This is a genomic window from Actinomadura sp. 9N407 (assembly GCF_044326315.1).
GTDB lineage: Bacteria > Actinomycetota > Actinomycetes > Streptosporangiales > Streptosporangiaceae > Spirillospora.
The window spans coordinates 1-15,122 of record NZ_JBIRAW010000022.1 but is presented as its reverse complement, the minus strand read 5'-3'; the positions used below and the strand labels follow the sequence as shown (position 1 = coordinate 15,122).

At 71.8% G+C, this 15,122-nt stretch carries 17 protein-coding genes; 8 read left to right on the top strand and 9 right to left on the bottom strand.

The window, feature by feature from the left end; all coding sequences use genetic code 11:
- The first annotated feature begins 26 nt into the window (after positions 1-26).
- The 6 genes from ACH34Q_RS29650 to ACH34Q_RS29625 all read left to right on the top strand — a co-directional run bounded on the left by ACH34Q_RS29650 (position 27) and on the right by ACH34Q_RS29625 (position 5,947).
- Complete coding sequence (locus ACH34Q_RS29650) at positions 27-1,019, top strand: carbohydrate ABC transporter permease (RefSeq protein WP_395986381.1); 993 nt, start codon at positions 27-29, stop codon at positions 1,017-1,019.
- On the top strand, positions 1,016-1,954 hold the full coding sequence (locus ACH34Q_RS29645; protein WP_395986380.1) for a carbohydrate ABC transporter permease: 939 nt from the start codon (positions 1,016-1,018) through the stop codon (positions 1,952-1,954). Before ACH34Q_RS29650 ends, ACH34Q_RS29645 begins: the two co-directional genes overlap by 4 nt.
- Entirely contained in the window at positions 1,951-3,426 is a 1,476-nt protein-coding gene (locus tag ACH34Q_RS29640; RefSeq protein ID WP_395986379.1) for a glycoside hydrolase family 3 protein, read from the top strand. Before ACH34Q_RS29645 ends, ACH34Q_RS29640 begins: the two co-directional genes overlap by 4 nt.
- Before the next feature lie 57 nt (positions 3,427-3,483).
- Positions 3,484-3,948: an RrF2 family transcriptional regulator gene (locus ACH34Q_RS29635; RefSeq protein WP_395986378.1), complete on the top strand. Its 465-nt coding sequence runs from the start codon at positions 3,484-3,486 to the stop codon at positions 3,946-3,948.
- A 73-nt stretch (positions 3,949-4,021) separates the two neighbouring features.
- Positions 4,022-4,813 carry a DNA-formamidopyrimidine glycosylase family protein gene (locus ACH34Q_RS29630; RefSeq protein WP_395986377.1) on the top strand — a complete coding sequence of 264 codons (792 nt, stop codon included), beginning with the start codon at positions 4,022-4,024 and terminating at the stop codon, positions 4,811-4,813.
- A 243-nt stretch (positions 4,814-5,056) separates the two neighbouring features.
- Positions 5,057-5,947: a LysR family transcriptional regulator gene (locus tag ACH34Q_RS29625; RefSeq protein ID WP_395986376.1), complete on the top strand. Its 891-nt coding sequence runs from the start codon at positions 5,057-5,059 to the stop codon at positions 5,945-5,947.
- A gap of 284 nt (positions 5,948-6,231) precedes the next feature.
- Here ACH34Q_RS29625 and ACH34Q_RS29620 read toward each other — a convergent pair whose 3' ends face one another.
- The 5 genes from ACH34Q_RS29620 to ACH34Q_RS29600 form a co-directional block, all read right to left on the bottom strand.
- The gene (locus tag ACH34Q_RS29620) at positions 6,232-6,699 is read right to left on the bottom strand and encodes a Dps family protein (RefSeq protein WP_395986375.1); all 468 of its coding nucleotides are present in this window, start codon (positions 6,697-6,699) and stop codon (positions 6,232-6,234) included.
- A gap of 149 nt (positions 6,700-6,848) precedes the next feature.
- The gene (locus ACH34Q_RS29615) at positions 6,849-7,199 is read right to left on the bottom strand and encodes a helix-turn-helix domain-containing protein (RefSeq protein WP_395986374.1); all 351 of its coding nucleotides are present in this window, start codon (positions 7,197-7,199) and stop codon (positions 6,849-6,851) included.
- Between the two features lie 119 nt (positions 7,200-7,318).
- A complete protein-coding gene (locus ACH34Q_RS29610) occupies positions 7,319-8,596 on the bottom strand; it encodes a CinA family nicotinamide mononucleotide deamidase-related protein (protein WP_395986373.1) in 1,278 nt (425 codons plus the stop codon).
- Positions 8,597-8,780: 184 nt separating this feature from the next.
- Positions 8,781-9,488, bottom strand: coding sequence for a hypothetical protein (locus tag ACH34Q_RS29605; RefSeq protein ID WP_395986372.1), 708 nt, complete (start codon positions 9,486-9,488; stop codon positions 8,781-8,783).
- Positions 9,481-10,122, bottom strand: coding sequence for an RNA polymerase sigma factor (locus ACH34Q_RS29600; RefSeq protein WP_395986371.1), 642 nt, complete (start codon positions 10,120-10,122; stop codon positions 9,481-9,483). The genes ACH34Q_RS29605 and ACH34Q_RS29600 overlap by 8 nt, the downstream gene beginning before the upstream one ends.
- 233 nt (positions 10,123-10,355) lie before the next feature.
- On the opposite strand from ACH34Q_RS29600, the gene ACH34Q_RS29595 reads away from it, so the two are divergent.
- Together ACH34Q_RS29595 and ACH34Q_RS29590 are read left to right on the top strand one after the other, a co-directional pair.
- Positions 10,356-10,625 carry a helix-turn-helix transcriptional regulator gene (locus ACH34Q_RS29595; RefSeq protein ID WP_395986370.1) on the top strand — a complete coding sequence of 90 codons (270 nt, stop codon included), beginning with the start codon at positions 10,356-10,358 and terminating at the stop codon, positions 10,623-10,625.
- A 160-nt stretch (positions 10,626-10,785) separates the two neighbouring features.
- Positions 10,786-11,202, top strand: a complete 417-nt coding sequence (locus tag ACH34Q_RS29590) for a hypothetical protein (RefSeq protein WP_395986369.1) — start codon at positions 10,786-10,788, stop codon at positions 11,200-11,202.
- Between the two features lie 178 nt (positions 11,203-11,380).
- On the opposite strand, the gene pgsA is transcribed toward ACH34Q_RS29590, so the two are convergent.
- The 4 genes from pgsA to ACH34Q_RS29570 all read right to left on the bottom strand — a co-directional run.
- Positions 11,381-11,950, bottom strand: coding sequence for a CDP-diacylglycerol--glycerol-3-phosphate 3-phosphatidyltransferase (pgsA, locus tag ACH34Q_RS29585; RefSeq protein ID WP_395986368.1), 570 nt, complete (start codon positions 11,948-11,950; stop codon positions 11,381-11,383).
- Between the two features lie 154 nt (positions 11,951-12,104).
- On the bottom strand, positions 12,105-13,505 hold the full coding sequence (rimO, locus tag ACH34Q_RS29580; protein ID WP_395986367.1) for a 30S ribosomal protein S12 methylthiotransferase RimO: 1,401 nt from the start codon (positions 13,503-13,505) through the stop codon (positions 12,105-12,107).
- A gap of 86 nt (positions 13,506-13,591) precedes the next feature.
- The gene (locus ACH34Q_RS29575; RefSeq protein WP_395986366.1) at positions 13,592-14,356 is read right to left on the bottom strand and encodes a helix-turn-helix domain-containing protein; all 765 of its coding nucleotides are present in this window, start codon (positions 14,354-14,356) and stop codon (positions 13,592-13,594) included.
- A 276-nt stretch (positions 14,357-14,632) separates the two neighbouring features.
- A partial coding sequence (locus ACH34Q_RS29570; RefSeq protein WP_395986365.1) for a DNA translocase FtsK occupies positions 14,633-15,122 on the bottom strand: 490 nt, incomplete at its 5' end.

The window sequence follows — 15,122 nt, the reverse complement described above, 5'->3', positions numbered from 1 at the left end:
CTGAGTTCACCGAGGATGGGCCGCCCATGGCGCAGACCGTTCAGGTGGCGGGCCGCGCGCCGGACCGGATCGACTCCGGTCCGGCTCCGGGCCGCCGCCGCCTCCGCCCCGGATCCCGGTTCCGGCCGGGACCGTACCTGCTGATCGCCCCCACCATCGCGATCATCGCCGCGCTGATCCTTTATCCGATCGGCCAGCTGTTCTGGATGTCGTTCCACAAGATCGGCTCCCGCGAGGCGCGCGGCGTGTCCCCGGCCGAGAACGTCGGCCTGGAGAACTTCCGGACGGTCCTGGACGACGGGTTCTTCTGGAGGGTCCTGCTCAACACCGTCGCCTCGGCGGCGGCCATGGTGATCATCACCATGGTGCTGGGTACCGTGGTCGGGCTGCTGCTGCACCGGCTCGGCCGCAAGATGTCGCTGCTGGTCTCGTCCGGGGCGCTGCTGGCCTGGGCCACCCCCGGCATCTCGGCGGCGATCGTCTACAAGTGGCTGTTCACCCCGGGCGGCGGCCTGATCCCGTGGTTCCTCGACCTGCTGCCCGACTGGCTCGCCGGGTCCGGCTGGAACGACTACAACTGGTTCGGCAGCCCGTTCACGACCTACTTCGTGCTGGTGCTGTGCGTGGTCTGGCAGTCGTTCCCGTTCATCGCGGTCTCGGTGCTGGCCGGGCTCAAGAGCCTGCCGGGCGAGCTGTACGAGGCGGCCCGGGTCGACGGCGCCGGCGCCTGGCGGGCGTTCTGGCAGATCACCTTCCCGCTGCTGCGCCCGGTGTTCCTGGTGCTGGTGGTGCTGTCGATCATCTGGGACTTCAAGGTCTTCACCCAGCTGTACTTCCTGTCCGGCGGCACCGCCAACCGCGACTCGTTCAACCTGGCGATGTACGCCTACTCGGCGGCGGTGGCGTTCCCGGCCAAGTACGGCCTGGGCGGCGCCATCGCGCTGATCCTCACCCTGATCCTGCTGGTGTTCACCGGCTTCTACGTCCGCGTCATGGTCAAGCAGGGGGAGGTCGCATGAGCACGGCCACCAAGCCCGCCAGCAAGCGCGGCATCACTAAGCGCGGGACCACCGACGAACACGGGGCCGGCAAGCGCGCGGCCACCAAGCGCGCGGCCTCCAAGCGGACGCGGAAGATCGGCCTGAACGCGGCCGGCCTGGCGGTGTTCCTGTTCGCGGTGTTCCCCGTCTTCTGGATGGTGATGACCGCGTTCAAGAGCAACGAGGACATCAACTCCCCCGTACCGCTGCCGGTACCGGTGCACTGGACGCTGGAGCACTTCCGGGCCGTGATCAGCGGCCAGGGGCTGGAGTTCGGCCTGTTCCACTTCTTCCTCAACAGCGCGATCGTCGCGCTGGTCACCGTGCTGGTCGCGGGGCTGATCTCGCTGCTGGCCGCGTACGCGGTGGCGCGGATCCGGTTCCGCGGCCGGGCGAGCTTCCTGGTGATGCTGATCATCGTGCAGATGGTGCCGCTGGAGGCGCTGATGCTGCCGCTGATGCTGAACGCCCAGCGGCTGCAGATGCTCAACAGCCTGATCGGGCTGATCGTGGTCTACATCGGGTCGGCGCTGGGCTTCTCGATCCTGATGCTGCGCGGCTTCGTGGCCGCGGTGCCGCGCCAACTGGAGGAGGCCGCGGCGATCGACGGCGCGTCCGGCCGGACCATCTTCTGGCGGATCACGTTCCCGCTGGTGGCGCCCGGCCTGGCGGCCACCAGCATCTTCTCGTTCGTGACCGTGTGGAACGAGTTCGTGATCGCCTTCGCGTTCCTCAAGGACCAGGAGCACTACCTGCTGCCGCTGACGCTGTCGTACCACTTCGGCCGGACGCAGGTGGAGTGGGGCTCGATCATGGCGGCCTCCACGCTGTTCACCATCCCGGTCATGATCTTCTTTCTCATCGTTCAGCGCCGGATGGTGTCCGGCCTGGTTGCAGGGGCGGTAAAGGGTTGAGCGACCACCGGACCGACGACGAGATCGCACGCCTGGCCCGGGGCACGCTGCTGCCCGCGTTCGGTGGCGCGGCCGCCCCCGGCTGGCTGCTGGCCGAGCTGGAACGCGGGCTCGGCGGGGTGACGCTGTTCGCCATCAACGGCAACGTGCCCGACACCGAGACGCTGGCCGCGCTCACCGCCGGAATGCGCAAGGCGGGTACACCGCTGGTCACCATCGACGAGGAGGGCGGCGACGTCACCCGGCTCGGCGGCCACCTCACCGGCAGCCCCTACCCGGGGAACGCCGCGCTCGGGGCGGTGGACGATCCGGCGCTGACCCGCCGGGTCTACCGGTCGCTGGGCGCGGAGCTGGCCGAGGTGGGGGTGAACCTCAACTTCGCCCCCTCGGTGGACGTCAACACCGCCGACGACAACCCGGTCATCGGGACCCGCTCGTTCGGGCCCGTCCCGGAGCTGGTGGCCCGGCACGCCGCCGCGGCCGTGATCGGGACGCAGGAGGCCGGCGTGGCCGCCTGCGCCAAGCACTTCCCGGGACACGGCGCGACCTCCGAGGACTCCCACCTGGGCGTTCCGGTGGTGGACGCGACGCTGGACGTGCTCGACCGGCGCGAGCTGCCGCCGTTCCGGGCGGCGATCGAGGCGGGCGCCAGGGCGGTGATGACCGGGCATCTCGCGCTCCCCGCGATCACCGGGGACGTCCCGGCCACGCTGTCGCACGCGGCCATCACCGGCCTGCTGCGCGAGCGGCTGGGCTACCAGGGCGTCATCGTGACCGACGCCCTGGACATGGAGGGCGCCAGCGGGGCCATCGGGATCCCCGAGGCGGGCGTGCGAGCGCTGATCGCGGGCGCCGACCTGCTGTGCATGGGCCCGCGCGAGCACGAGGAGAGCCTGCGCGCCATGCTGGCCGCCATCGGCGAGGCCGTTCGCTCCGGGCGGCTGCCGCTGGAACGCCTGGCCGACGCCGCCGAACGGACCGCGCGGCTCAAGGAGTGGCTGGCCGGGCGCGGCCCGTCCGTCGTCGACCGGGCCGCCGGGCTCGAGGCGGCACGGCGCGCCCTGCGGATCTCCGGCGATCTGCCCGGCTGGAACGGCGCGCCGCTGGTCGTCGAACTGGAGGCGGCCGGCAACATCGCGGTCGGCCCGACCCCTTGGGGCCTGAGCCCGTGGGCGCCCGGCGCGGTGCGCTCCGGGGGGTCCAGCGCCGAGGTGGGCCCCGTCCTGGAACGTGCCAGCGGGCGCGGGCTGATCGTCGTGCTGCGGGACGCGCACCGGCATTCCGACCAGCGGGCGTTCACGACGGCGCTGCTGGCCGCCCGGCCGGACGCCGTCCTGGTCGAGATGGGCCTGCCCGTCTGGGCGCCCGAAGGGGCCGTGCAGCTGGCCACGTACGGCGCGGCCCAGGCCAACGCGCAGGCCGCCGCCGAACGCCTGGGGCTGGCGGCGGGGATGTCCGGCGGTACCGGCTGACGGTCGCCCCGGCGGCCGGACACCCGACCAGTCCGATCGGCAAGGGATAATACGTACATGCGATTGTCCGCCCGGGTCGATTACGCGCTGCGCGCCGCCGCTGAGCTGGCGGTGGCCGGAGACCATCCGGTCACCGCGGTCCAGCTCGCCGAAGCCCAGCAGATCCCGCCGAAGTTCCTCGAGAACATCCTCGGCCAGCTGCGCCGGTCCGGCGTGATCCGGAGCCAGCGCGGTCCGGAGGGCGGCTACTGGCTGGCCCACCCGCCCGAGCAGATCTCCCTCGCCGACATCATCCGCGCCATCGACGGCCCGCTGCTCGGCGTGCGCGGCGAGCGTCCCGAGCATGTCGGGTACGAGGGCCCCGCCCGTTCCCTGCAGGAGGTGTGGATCGCGCTGCGTGCCAGCGAGCGGTCCATCCTGGAGCGGGTCAACCTGGGACATATAGCGGCCGGGCAGCTGCCTCCCGCGGTCGCCAAGCTGACCGAGGATCCGGCCGCCTGGGAAAGCCCGTCGTTCATCTGATCCACTGATACAGGCCTGTCGACACCCATACGTTGACACCGACCCGCTGACACCGACCCGCTGACACTGACCCGTGCCCGAAGGCGACACCGTCTGGCTGACCGCCCGGCGCCTGCGCGAGGCGCTCGCCGGGCGGCCGCTGACGCGCAGCGATTTCCGGACGCCCCGGCTGGCCACGAAGGACCTGCGCGGCCGTACGGTCCAGGAGGTCGCGTCCCGGGGCAAGCACCTGCTCATCCGGATCGAGGGCGGCCTGACCGTCCACGTCCACCTGCTGATGGAGGGCAAGTGGCGGGTCCGCGCGGCCGGTCCCCCGCCGCCCCGCGACCACACGCTGAGGCTCGTCCTGGAGAACGCCGAATGGCAGGCCCTCGGCTTTTCCCTCGGCATCCTGGAGCTCTTCCCGACCACCGAGGAGCCGCGCGTCGTCGACCGGCTCGGTCCCGATCTGCTGGACCCGGAGTGGTCGCCCGACCTGGCCGCCGAGGCCGTACGGCGCCTCGGCGAGGACCCTGAACGCGCCATCGGCGAGGCCCTTCTCGACCAGAGCCGGCTGGCCGGGATCGGCAACGTCTACAAGGCCGAGATCCTCTACCTGCGCGGCATCGACCCCTGGACCCCGGTACGCGCCGTACCGGACCTGCTCGCCGTCGTGGCCCTGTCCCGCCGGCTGCTGAACGCCAACAAGGAGCGGTACGGCCACATCACCACCGGCGACCGCCGCCCGGGGCGGGAGCACTGGGTGTACGGGCGGGCCGGGCGCGCCTGCCGCCGCTGCGGGACCCGTGTCCGGCGCGCCGATCAGAAGTCGGACGCCGGCGAGCGGGTCACCTTCTGGTGCCCCCGCTGCCAGCCGCCGCACTGACCTGCGCAAGCGCTGACCCGGAGCATGGGCTGACCGGCGCACGGGCTGACTGGCGCACGGGCTGACCGGAGCACGGCGGCCGATCGGTCGGCGCCCGTCCGGGGGTGCGCGCCATGCCCCGGGCGGGTCGCCGCCGGTTCCGGGTCGCCGGATCCTGCGCCCGTACGAAGATCGTGCGCCCGCGGGCGCACCCAAGTCAATTCTCGGGTTTACTTAATGATCTCCAAGGCTTAGCTTTGCGGCATGACCCTGGACGACCTGCGCGTCTTCGTCGCGGTGTGCGAGGCGGAGAACCTGAGCGCCGTCGCGCGCGACATGTCCTGCAGCCAGTCCGCCGTGAGCCAGCACGTCAAGCGGCTGGAGAAGGAGACCGGTCTGGTCCTGCTGGAACGCCGCCCGCGCGGAGTCGCGGCGACCGGCGCCGGCCGGATCCTCTACCAGGCCGCGGCCGAGGGCCTCGGCGGGCTGGGCACGGCGCTGCGGCGGATGGACGACATGCGCCGAGGCGTCGGCGGTACCGTGCGGATCGCCACGGGCGCCACCACCGTCCGGCACTTCATGGCGCAGGGCGTCGCCGCGTTCCGGACCCGCCATCCCGAAGTCTCGCTCGCGTTCGAGACCGCCGCCTCCAGCCGCCGCTGCCTGGAGGCCGTGCAGACCCGCCAGGCCGACCTGGCCTGGGTCACGATCGGCCCGTCGCTGGACGGGGTGGAGCAGCGCCCCTCGTACGAGATGCCCTGGGTCCTCGCCGTCCGCTCGGACGACCCGCTGTCATACCGCGAGTCGATCACGCTCGACCAGTTGGCCGGGATCTCGCACATCGAGCTTCCCCAGCACTCCACGTCCCGCGTCCACCTGGAGAGCCGGCTCCAGCACCACGGCGTCCGCCTCGTCTCGACCGCGAGCGTCGCCGACTGGGACACCGCGCTCCTGCTCGCCGAACTCGGCCTCGGCCACGCCGTCCTGCCCGCACTGCCCGGCTGGTCGTACGGCCCCGGCAGCATCGTCCGGCTCGTCCCGATCCCCGACCTGCCGCCGCTGGCCGCAGGCTGGGCCGTGCGGCGCTGGGACGCGCTCAGCCCGCTCGCGATCGAGTTCGCCGAGACCGTCCTGGAGCACCTGCCCGCCAGATGACCGGATTCAGCGACGGACGGCGAGCTTCCCACCGGCGACGACGAGCCTCGCGGCAGCCCCGTCCCGGTTCCAGGCCTGCTTCCGGGCAGCGCCGTCCCGGTTCCCGGTAAAAGGCGAGACCCCGGTCCTCGCGATGAGGACCGGGGTCTTCGAAAAGCTCCCGCCCGATGGACCGGTCAGGCCGGTTCAAAGCCAGTCAAGGCCGGTCGATCCGGTTCAGGTTCCCGGTTCAGGTTCCCGGTTCAGATTCCCGGTTCAGGATGCGGAACAGGTCTCGGGGCCGGTCAGACCTGGGCCTGGAACATCCAGTGCTGCTTCTCCAGGGCCGCCGTGGTCTCGATCAGCAGGTCCTGGGAGACCGGGTCGGGCTCGTCCGTCGCCTTGATCCGCTCGCGGAACCGCACGATGACCTGCGCCAGCGCGTCGGTGACCGCCGCGACGACCTTGTCGTCGGACAGGTAGCCGGCGTCCAACTGCGGTACCTGGGTGCGGTCGGCGACCGTACGGGCGCGGCCGTCGGGGTTGATCCCGATCGCCACGGCACGCTCGGCGACCTCGTCCTGGTACTGCCGGGCCAGATCGACCAGCTCGTCCAGATGCTCGTGGACGACCTTGAAGTGCCGGCCGGTGAGGTTCCAGTGGGCCTGCTTGCCCACCAGCGCGAGGTCGATCAGGTCGACGAGGGCGCCCTGCAGCGCCTCGCCCGTGACCTTCTGATCGGCCTCGGCGAGCGGGCTCTTGATCGCCACCATGGTTGAGGGCTCCTTCCGCGTCGTTGCGTCTCAATGGCTACAACACGGAAGGATCCCCGATCATGTCCCGTTCACTCGTGAACCGCCCCACACCGGGTGAACCCGGCCCGGACGAACCCGGCCGGGCGGACCCCGGCCGGGGAGGCGGGTCAGGCTGCCACCATGTCGGCTCGGAATTCGTCGGCGATGCCCTCCGGCGTGGCCGGGATGCTGTCGGCGATGCGCTCGTGCTCGGGCGCGCCCGCCATCACCGGCTCGTGCTGCAGCTCGGCGAGGGCCAGCTGGTCCGCCACTTCCCGCAACACGTGCGAGAGCGGAACTCCCAGAGCCTTACAGATGGAGGACAGCAGCTCCGAAGACGCCTCCTTCTGTCCCCGCTCTACCTCGGAGAGGTAGCCGAGGGAGACCCGTGCCGCCGCGGATACCTCACGGAGGGTGCGTCCCTGGCGCAGCCGCAGCTGCCGCAGTACATCACCGAGCAGCTGGCGAAGCAGGACCATTGTCTCGCTCCCTCCCTCAGTTCGGACCGTCTTGGGTTCCACCGTACCCGGCTTGGACACGGGTACGGCAGACCGTGGATTTCGTGTTCGCTGCAGACGTAACGCTGTAATCAGCCCGCCTAGTCCCCATCGCTTCGAGCCTCCCGGCCTCCGGGCCCCGCGTCCAGGCCCTGGATCTCACGTCGTAGCTGCTCAAGGGCGTGAACGACGGTCATCCGCCTGATCACGCCGCGGATCTCCGCACCCACGCCGGGTACGGGAAGTAGTGGTCGTGTCACTCTCGGCTCGCCGCCGGGTCCGGCCACACCGATGAAAATCGTGCCGACCGGGTGCCCGTCCTGCGATTCGGGCCCCGCCACACCCGTCACGGCGACCCCGTACGTCGCTCCGAGCCGGTCGCGTACCCCGATCGCCATCGCGCCCGCGACGTCCGGTTGCACCGCGCCCCCCTCGTTCAGAAGCTCCGCGGGAACACCGAGCAGCACTTCCTTCAACGCCGTCGCATAGGCCACCATTCCCCCGGCGTAGGTGGCCGAGGAACCGGGCATCCGGGTCAGCTCGGCCCCGATCAGGCCGCCGGTCAGGGACTCGGCGGTCGCGACGGTCGCGGACCGTTCGGCCAGCAGGCGGTGGACGACCCGGTCGAGCGTCTCGGTCCCGGCGCCGTAGACCGCGTCGCCGAGCAGCTCCCGTACCGCGGCCTCCGCCTCGTCCAGGCGGTGCGGGGCGTCCGGGCCGGTGGCGGTGATCCGGATCTTCACCTCGGCCGGCTCCGGCAGGTAGGCCAGCCGGACGCCGTCCATGGCCTCGACCGGGGCCAGCTCGGTGGCGATCACCGACTCCCAGAGGGCGGCGGTACGCAGCGTGCGCCGGGCGGCCCGCGACTCGTCGGCCAGCTCCGGCAGCACCGCCTCGTCGAGCATGGTCCGCATCTCGAACGGCACCCCGGGCAGGGCGTACACCACACCGCCCGGCAGCCCGACCCGGAGCCCGGCCGCGCTGCCCGCCGAGTTGGCCAGCAGCCCCGCGCCCTCGGGGACGTCCGCCATCCGCAGCGCCATCGGCCTCAGCTCGTGCCCGGCGGCCGCGACCCGCTCGCGCAGCCGCCGCTCCAGGTCCGGATCGCGGACGAGCGCGACGCCGGCCGCCTTGGCCAGGGCATCGCGGGTGAGGTCGTCGTAGGTGGGGCCGAGCCCGCCGGTCGTGATGACGGCGTCGGCACGTTCCAGCGCCTCCTGGACGGCCGCGACGATGACGTCGAGCTCGTCCCCCACGACGACGCTGCGGGTGACCTCCAGGCCGTGCTCGGTGAGCCGCTGCCCCATCCAGGCGGCGTTCCCGTTGACCGTGTCGCCCAGCAACAGCTCGTCCCCGATGGTGAGCAGCTCGACCCGCACGCGTCCTCCTCATGCCCGGTGAATGCCCCGGTGAATGCCCCGGCGACCGGCGGCCCCGGTGACCGACCGTCCGAATCTACGGCAGCGGTCGGACACCGGCCGGGAACGGGGGCGACCCCGCGTGCGGGGTGTGCGCACGCGGGGTCGCCGGGTCCGGAGCCTCACCCGATCCGTGGACGGCTGGTCACGATCGCGAGGCTCCGGACCCGCTCTGGCCGGCCGGCTCGGCGGGGTTCCCGCCCTGGCCGGGGATCCGGACCCGTTCCGGGTCCTCGACGGGCGCCGCCTCGCAGGCCGCGACGGGACCCTTCACGACCTGCATCGCGACACCGCCGGCCCGGGCCGGGTCGTCCTGGTCGAACGATGCCTCGATGACCAGGAAGTGGTTGGGCGCGAACCGTCCGGGGGCGATCCGCAGGACGGTGCCGCCGGAGCCGCCCGGCGCCTGGCTGAGCGCGGGGGCCTGGCCCGCCGGTACGGCGGACCAGGCCCGAGGCCGGCACGACTGGCCGTCGGGGACGTAGTCGACGACGGCCGGCACTCCGGCCTCGCGCAGGGAGGCCTGCAGCCTCTTCGGCTCCAGGAACTCCCTGATCCGGATCTCGGTCGAGCCGTCGGGCTTCTTCTCGACCGCGTACGCGGGGGCGTCCTGGCCCCACGGCACGGCGACGGCCACCGCGACCGCCGCGGCGGCGGTCAGCGCGGCGGCGCCCAGCCGCAGCAGCCCGCGCCGCCGGGCGGGCGGGGCCGGCGACGGCACCGGGGTACGGACCGGCTCGGCGTTCTCGGTGCGAGCCCGCTCCATGAGCGCGGCCCTGGCGTCCCGGCGCGCGCGCTCGGGCATCGGCGGCACCTCGCTCCCCAGCCGGGCGAGCAGTTCGATCTCATTCACCGTGGTCACTCCGTTCTGCGATGGGGGTGCCGTCCACGTGTTCGCGGAGCCGCCCGCGGGCCCGGTGGATGCGCGATCGCACCGTGCCGACGGGGATCTCCAGTGCGGTGGCGATCTCCGCGTAGGTCAGGTCGGCCCAGGCCAGCAGCAGCAGGGCGTCCCGGTCGCCGGGCTGCATCGCGGCCAGGGCCCCGGTCAGCGAGCGGGCCGCCACGCCGGCGTCGACCCGGGCGGCCACCCGCTCGGCCGGGGACGCCTCGGCGCCCTCCGGCCGGGCCCGCGCCAGGGTCTTCCAGCGCCGGGCCTCGGCCCGCCAGTGGCCGCGCATCTGGTTGGTCGCGATGCCCAGCAGCCACGGCAGCGCCCCGGAGCCCGACCGCGCCGGATCGAACCGGCGGCGCTGCTCGAACGCCGCCAGGAACGTGCCGGAGACCAGGTCGTCGGCCTCGTCGGGCCCCACCCGCCGGGCCAGGTAGCGGTGCACCCGGCTCGCGTACCGGTCGAACAGCACCGCGAACGTCTCCGGCGCCAGCAGCGAGCGCTCGATCAGCTCCGCGTCGTCCGCGTCGCCGGGGTCGCCGGGGCCGTCCGGCCCGGTGCCCGCCGCACGCTCCTCGTCCTGCTCGATCTCCATGGTCCGCCCAGCCCCTCGTCGTCTCGCCACACCCTGTATTGGCCGGGCGCGGCGGGACGGTTCACGGCCCGCCACCCGCCGGTACGGGACGACGCGAGGAGGATCGGCCGGTTGCCTGCCTTAATTGTCCGCATTAGGCCGGTCTGGGAGATAGCGAAAGGATAACTCTTCCGACCTAACATTGGCGAGGCATTCTCGTACGCTCCCCGCCGTAAACCAAGGGTTACCGCAAAGTGCCTCACAACGAAATCGCGCACGGCTGGATCCGATCGCTCTCGCACGTGGACCGGCTCACCACCCGCCAGCTCGAGGTGTTCCTCCTGCTCGGGCGCGGGATGTCGAACCGCCAGATCGCCCTCACGCTGGTCGTGAGCGAGCACACGGTCAAGGCCCACATCGCCAAGATCCTCAAGGAACTGGGGGTGGAGTCCCGCCTCCAGGCCGGCCTCGCCGCACTGCTCTACCTCCAGGAGGGCGACGCGGGAGTGGCCCACGTCACATAACCGGACGACTGCGACGACCACCAGCGAAACGCCAGGTCATCCCCCAAGTCAGAATGCACTTATTCACACTTCATCCAAAAGAATAATTGCCCGGCGCGCTTCCCGAGACGCAGTCTTGAGCTGTCGGAAAGACCTGCGAAACCACATCGAGGGGAAAGCGATGAAGCTCCGTACCACACTGGGCATCGCCGGGATGGCGGCCGGCGTCGGCCTCGGACTGGCGCCCGCCGCCGCGGCCGCGGCTCCCGCCGACGGGCCCGCCACGCTGGTGACCAAGTCCGGGGCGCGCACCACCGCGCCGGTCGCCGCCGTGCGGAAGACCACCGACCGCACCGGCGGCGTCGCCGCCGCCAAGAACGCCAGGCCGGGCGAGATCTCGGTCAAGGCGGTCAGCTGCTGGGACGGCTGGCGCTCCGGCCGCACGTTCCACGAGAAGTGCAACGGCAGCTCGTACCGGCCCTACGTCGACTGCACCAACGGGTACCGCTACATCTTCGGCACGTACTCGGGGGCCCGCGAGTTCTGGCTGAACTGCCCGTCGGGCAGCAACGCGATCTGGGGCGGGGCCTACGGCTGACGGGGCCGCTGAGAACCCTCCCCCCTCCGTGATCCTGCGGTCATGCCGCCTCGATCGCCTGGTCACGGCAGGTTTACCGGCACTCCGGCGGTCGCGGGCGACCGGCCGCCGGGGTGCTCCCCGTGCTCAGGGCCCGTGCTCAGGGCCCGTGCTCAGGACCCGTGCTCAGGACCCGTGTTCAGGCCTCGGCTCGGCGCTGGTGCCGCATCCGCCACGCCTGGACGACATAGTCGGCCCCCGTCACCACGGTGACGACGAAGGCGGCGGCCATCATGGCCCAGCGGACCGGATCCAGCGGCCCGGGCAGGATGTACAGCCCGATCGCGAGGACCTGCAGCATCGTCTTGAGCTTGCCGCCCTTGCTGGCCGGGATCACCCCGTACCGGATCACCACGAAGCGCATCACCGTGATCCCGATCTCGCGGACCAGGATCACGATCGTGACCCACCACCACAGCTCGCCCAGCACCGACAGGCTGATCAGCGCAGACCCGATCAGCGCCTTGTCGGCGATCGGGTCGGCGATCTTGCCGAAGTCGGTGACCAGGCCCCGCTTGCGCGCGATATCACCGTCGATCTTGTCGGTGATCGAGGCGACCGCGAAGACACCGAACGCCGCCAGCCGCCAGCCGGTGCCCTCCTGCAGCAGCAGCCAGACGAACAGGGGGACCAGCGCGATCCGGCTCAGCGTGAGGACGTTGGCGATGTTCCAGAGCCCCGCCTGCGGAACGGGCGCCCCGGTCGTCATCCGTCCCACCTGTGGGGGCCGCCCCCCACACCCCCCGACAGAGCGAACCGCGTCATGCCCTCGCTTCGCTCGGTCATGACGCCTGCCCCACGTGGGGGCCGACCCCCACACCCCCCGAATAGACCAGGAGCCGCCAAGCCCTCGCTTCGCTCGGTCATGACGCCTCCGCTACGAGGTCCACACCGTCGCTTCCCGTGACGCGGGCCGCGACGATCTCGCCCAGGGGCAGCCCGTCGCCGCGGACCAGGACCGTCCCGTCCACGTCCGGGGCCTGGTGCGCGGCGCGGCCCTCGACGCCGTCGTCGGTCTTCTCCTCCAGCAGCACGTGGATCTCGGTACCGATCCGGTCCTCGGCGCGCTGGGAGGTGAGCTCCTCCGCCAGCGCGGTGACCTCCTCGACGCGGGCCGCGACCTCGTCGGCGTCGAGCTTGCCGGGCAGGTTCGCGGCCTCGGTGCCGTCCTCGTCGGAGTAGCCGAAGACGCCGATCGCGTCGAGCCGGGCGGCGGTCAGGAAGGCCATCAGCTCCTCCAGGTCCTCCTCGGACTCGCCCGGGAAGCCCACGATGAAGTTGGACCGTACACCGGCCTCAGGGGACAGCTCGCGGACGCGGTCGAGCAGTTCCAGGAAGCGCTCCCGGTCGCCGAACCGCCGCATCGACCGCAGCACCGGGCCGCTGGCGTGCTGGAACGACAGGTCGAAGTACGGGGCGACGCCCGGGGTCGAGCAGAGCACCTCGATCAGGCCGGGCCGCAGCTCGGCCGGCTGGAGGTAGCTGGCCCGCACCCGGTCGATGCCCTCGACCGCGGCCAGCTCGGGCAGCAGCTTCTCCAGGGCGCGCAGATCGCCGAGGTCCTTGCCGTACGAGGTGGAGTTCTCGCTCACCAGCACCAGCTCGCGCACGTCGTGCCCGGCCAGCCAGCGGGCCTCGGTCAGCACCTCGTCCGGGCGGCGCGACACGTACGCGCCGCGGAAGGCCGGGATGGCGCAGAACGTGCAGCGGCGGTCGCAGCCGGAGGCCAGCTTGAGCGGGGCCACCGGACCGCCGCCCAGCCGCCGCCTCAGGACCCGGGGGCCGGAGGCGGGGGCCACACCCTCGGGCAGTTCCCCGTGCCCGGGGAGGGCCACCTGGGCGGCCGAGCGCTCCACCGGGCTGATCGGCAGCAGGGTACGGCGGTCGCGCGGGGTGTGCGCGGCCTTCTTGCGGCCGGCCATCACGTCGTCCAGCCGGTCGCCGATGCCGGCGTAGTCGTCGAAGCTCAGCACGGCGTCGGCCTCGGGCAGCTCGGCTGCCAGCTCCGCGCCGTACCGCTCGGCCATGCAGCCGGCCGCCACCACCTTGGCGCCGGAGTCGTGCGCGGCCAGCAGGGTGTCGATCGAGTCCTTCTTGGCGGCGTCGATGAACCCGCAGGTGTTGACCACGACCACGTCGGCGCCGTCGGAGGAGTCGGACAGGTCCCAGCCCGCCTCTTCCATCCGGGCGGCGAGCTCTTCGGAGTCGACCTCGTTGCGGGCGCAGCCGAGCGTGACGAGGGAGACGGTACGGCGAGTGGACATGCCCCCTAAGGTAATGGGCCCGATCCCCTCCGCCGACCAGCGGCCGCCCTTTTCGGCGAGGTCCGGCGGCCGCCGTCCGTGCGCGGTCAGGTGGTCTTGGGGTCGTCCGGCGTGAACGTCATCCGCAGGACGCCGCCGCCCTCACCGGGCGCGCCGATGTCCTGGCCGTTGACGACCATCCGGAGGCCGCCGCCGTTGCCGACCAGGACACTGATCTTCTTCTTCTCGGTCCAGCTCTTGCCGGCGCCGGGACGGATCATGCCGCTGAACAGCTGCCGGCCCTTGTCGCCCCGGATGTTGACCCAGGTCGTACGGCGCGCCTTGACCTCGAGCCGGACCTCCTTGCGCGGGGCCGCCGCGACCGGGTCGTTGGCCTTGGGCGGTGCCTTGGACGTCGCGCTGGGACTGGGCGAGGCCGGGGCGGCGGGCGTGCCCGCGGCCTGCCGGGCGGTGTGCCGCTCGCGGTCGCCGGCGGTGGTCACCACCTGGAAGATGCCGTAGATGACCACGAGCGCCAGGGCCAGCGCCATCGCGGCGCTCCAGTTGGGCGAACGGCGCTCGCGGAAGGCCACGGCCCGCTCGGGCTCGAACGCGGCGGCCGCCGACAGCGGCATGGGTGCGCCGCCGTGCGCGTCGTCATAGTCGCGTACGAGGGGTTCGGGGTCGATTCCGATGACGCGGGAAACGCTGCGAATATGGCCGCGGGCATAGAAATTGCCGCCGCAGGTGCTGAAATCGTCGTTCTCCATGGCCCGGATCACCGATTCGCGGATCCTGGTCTGGAGACTCACCTGCGTCAGGGTGAGACCGGCCTGCTCGCGCTCCCTTGCCAAGGTCTCACCGATGCTCACGCCAGGCCTCCTTAGAGCCGACCATGACCGAAACCCCATACTCCAGTGATGACCAGTCTAGGAACCGCCATGCCCATTGGGCGAGCGGCAACACGTTCGAAACCGGGCAAGATTTCGCATCATTCCGCCATGCCTGGTCGGGACGCGTGCCGAGATAGTTGCGAATCGGCACAAGATCATTGCGACCGTGCGCCGGAAATCGGACCGGACCGAACCCCCTGAACCGGTCAGGTCCCGGCCGGACCGGCCGGGACCTGGGCGAAAGGGCCGGGGGGCTCAGTCCTTGACCTCCGAGCCGCCGCGGAGCACGGCCAGCACCCCGGGCAGATCGTCGGGCTTGGCCAGCACGTCCCGCGCCTTGGAGCCCTCGCTCGGCCCCACGATGTCGCGGCTCTCCATCAGGTCCATCAGCCGGCCCGCCTTGGCGAAGCCGACCCGCAGCTTGCGCTGCAGCATCGAGGTGGAGCCGAACTGCGTGCTGACGACCAGTTCGATCGCCTGCACCAGCAGGTCCATGTCGTCGCCGATGTCCCCGTCGATCTCCTTCTTGGGGCCGGCGACGTCGGTGACATCCTCCCGGTAGGCCGCCTCCATCTGCGCCTTGCAGTGCTCGACGATGCTGTGGATCTCCTTCTCCGCCACGTAGGCGTTCTGGATCCGCATCGGCTTGCTGGCGCCCATCGGCAGGAACAGCGCGTCGCCCTGCCCGACCAGCTTCTCCGCGCCGGGCTGGTCGAGGATGACCCGGCTGTCGGACAGCGAGGAC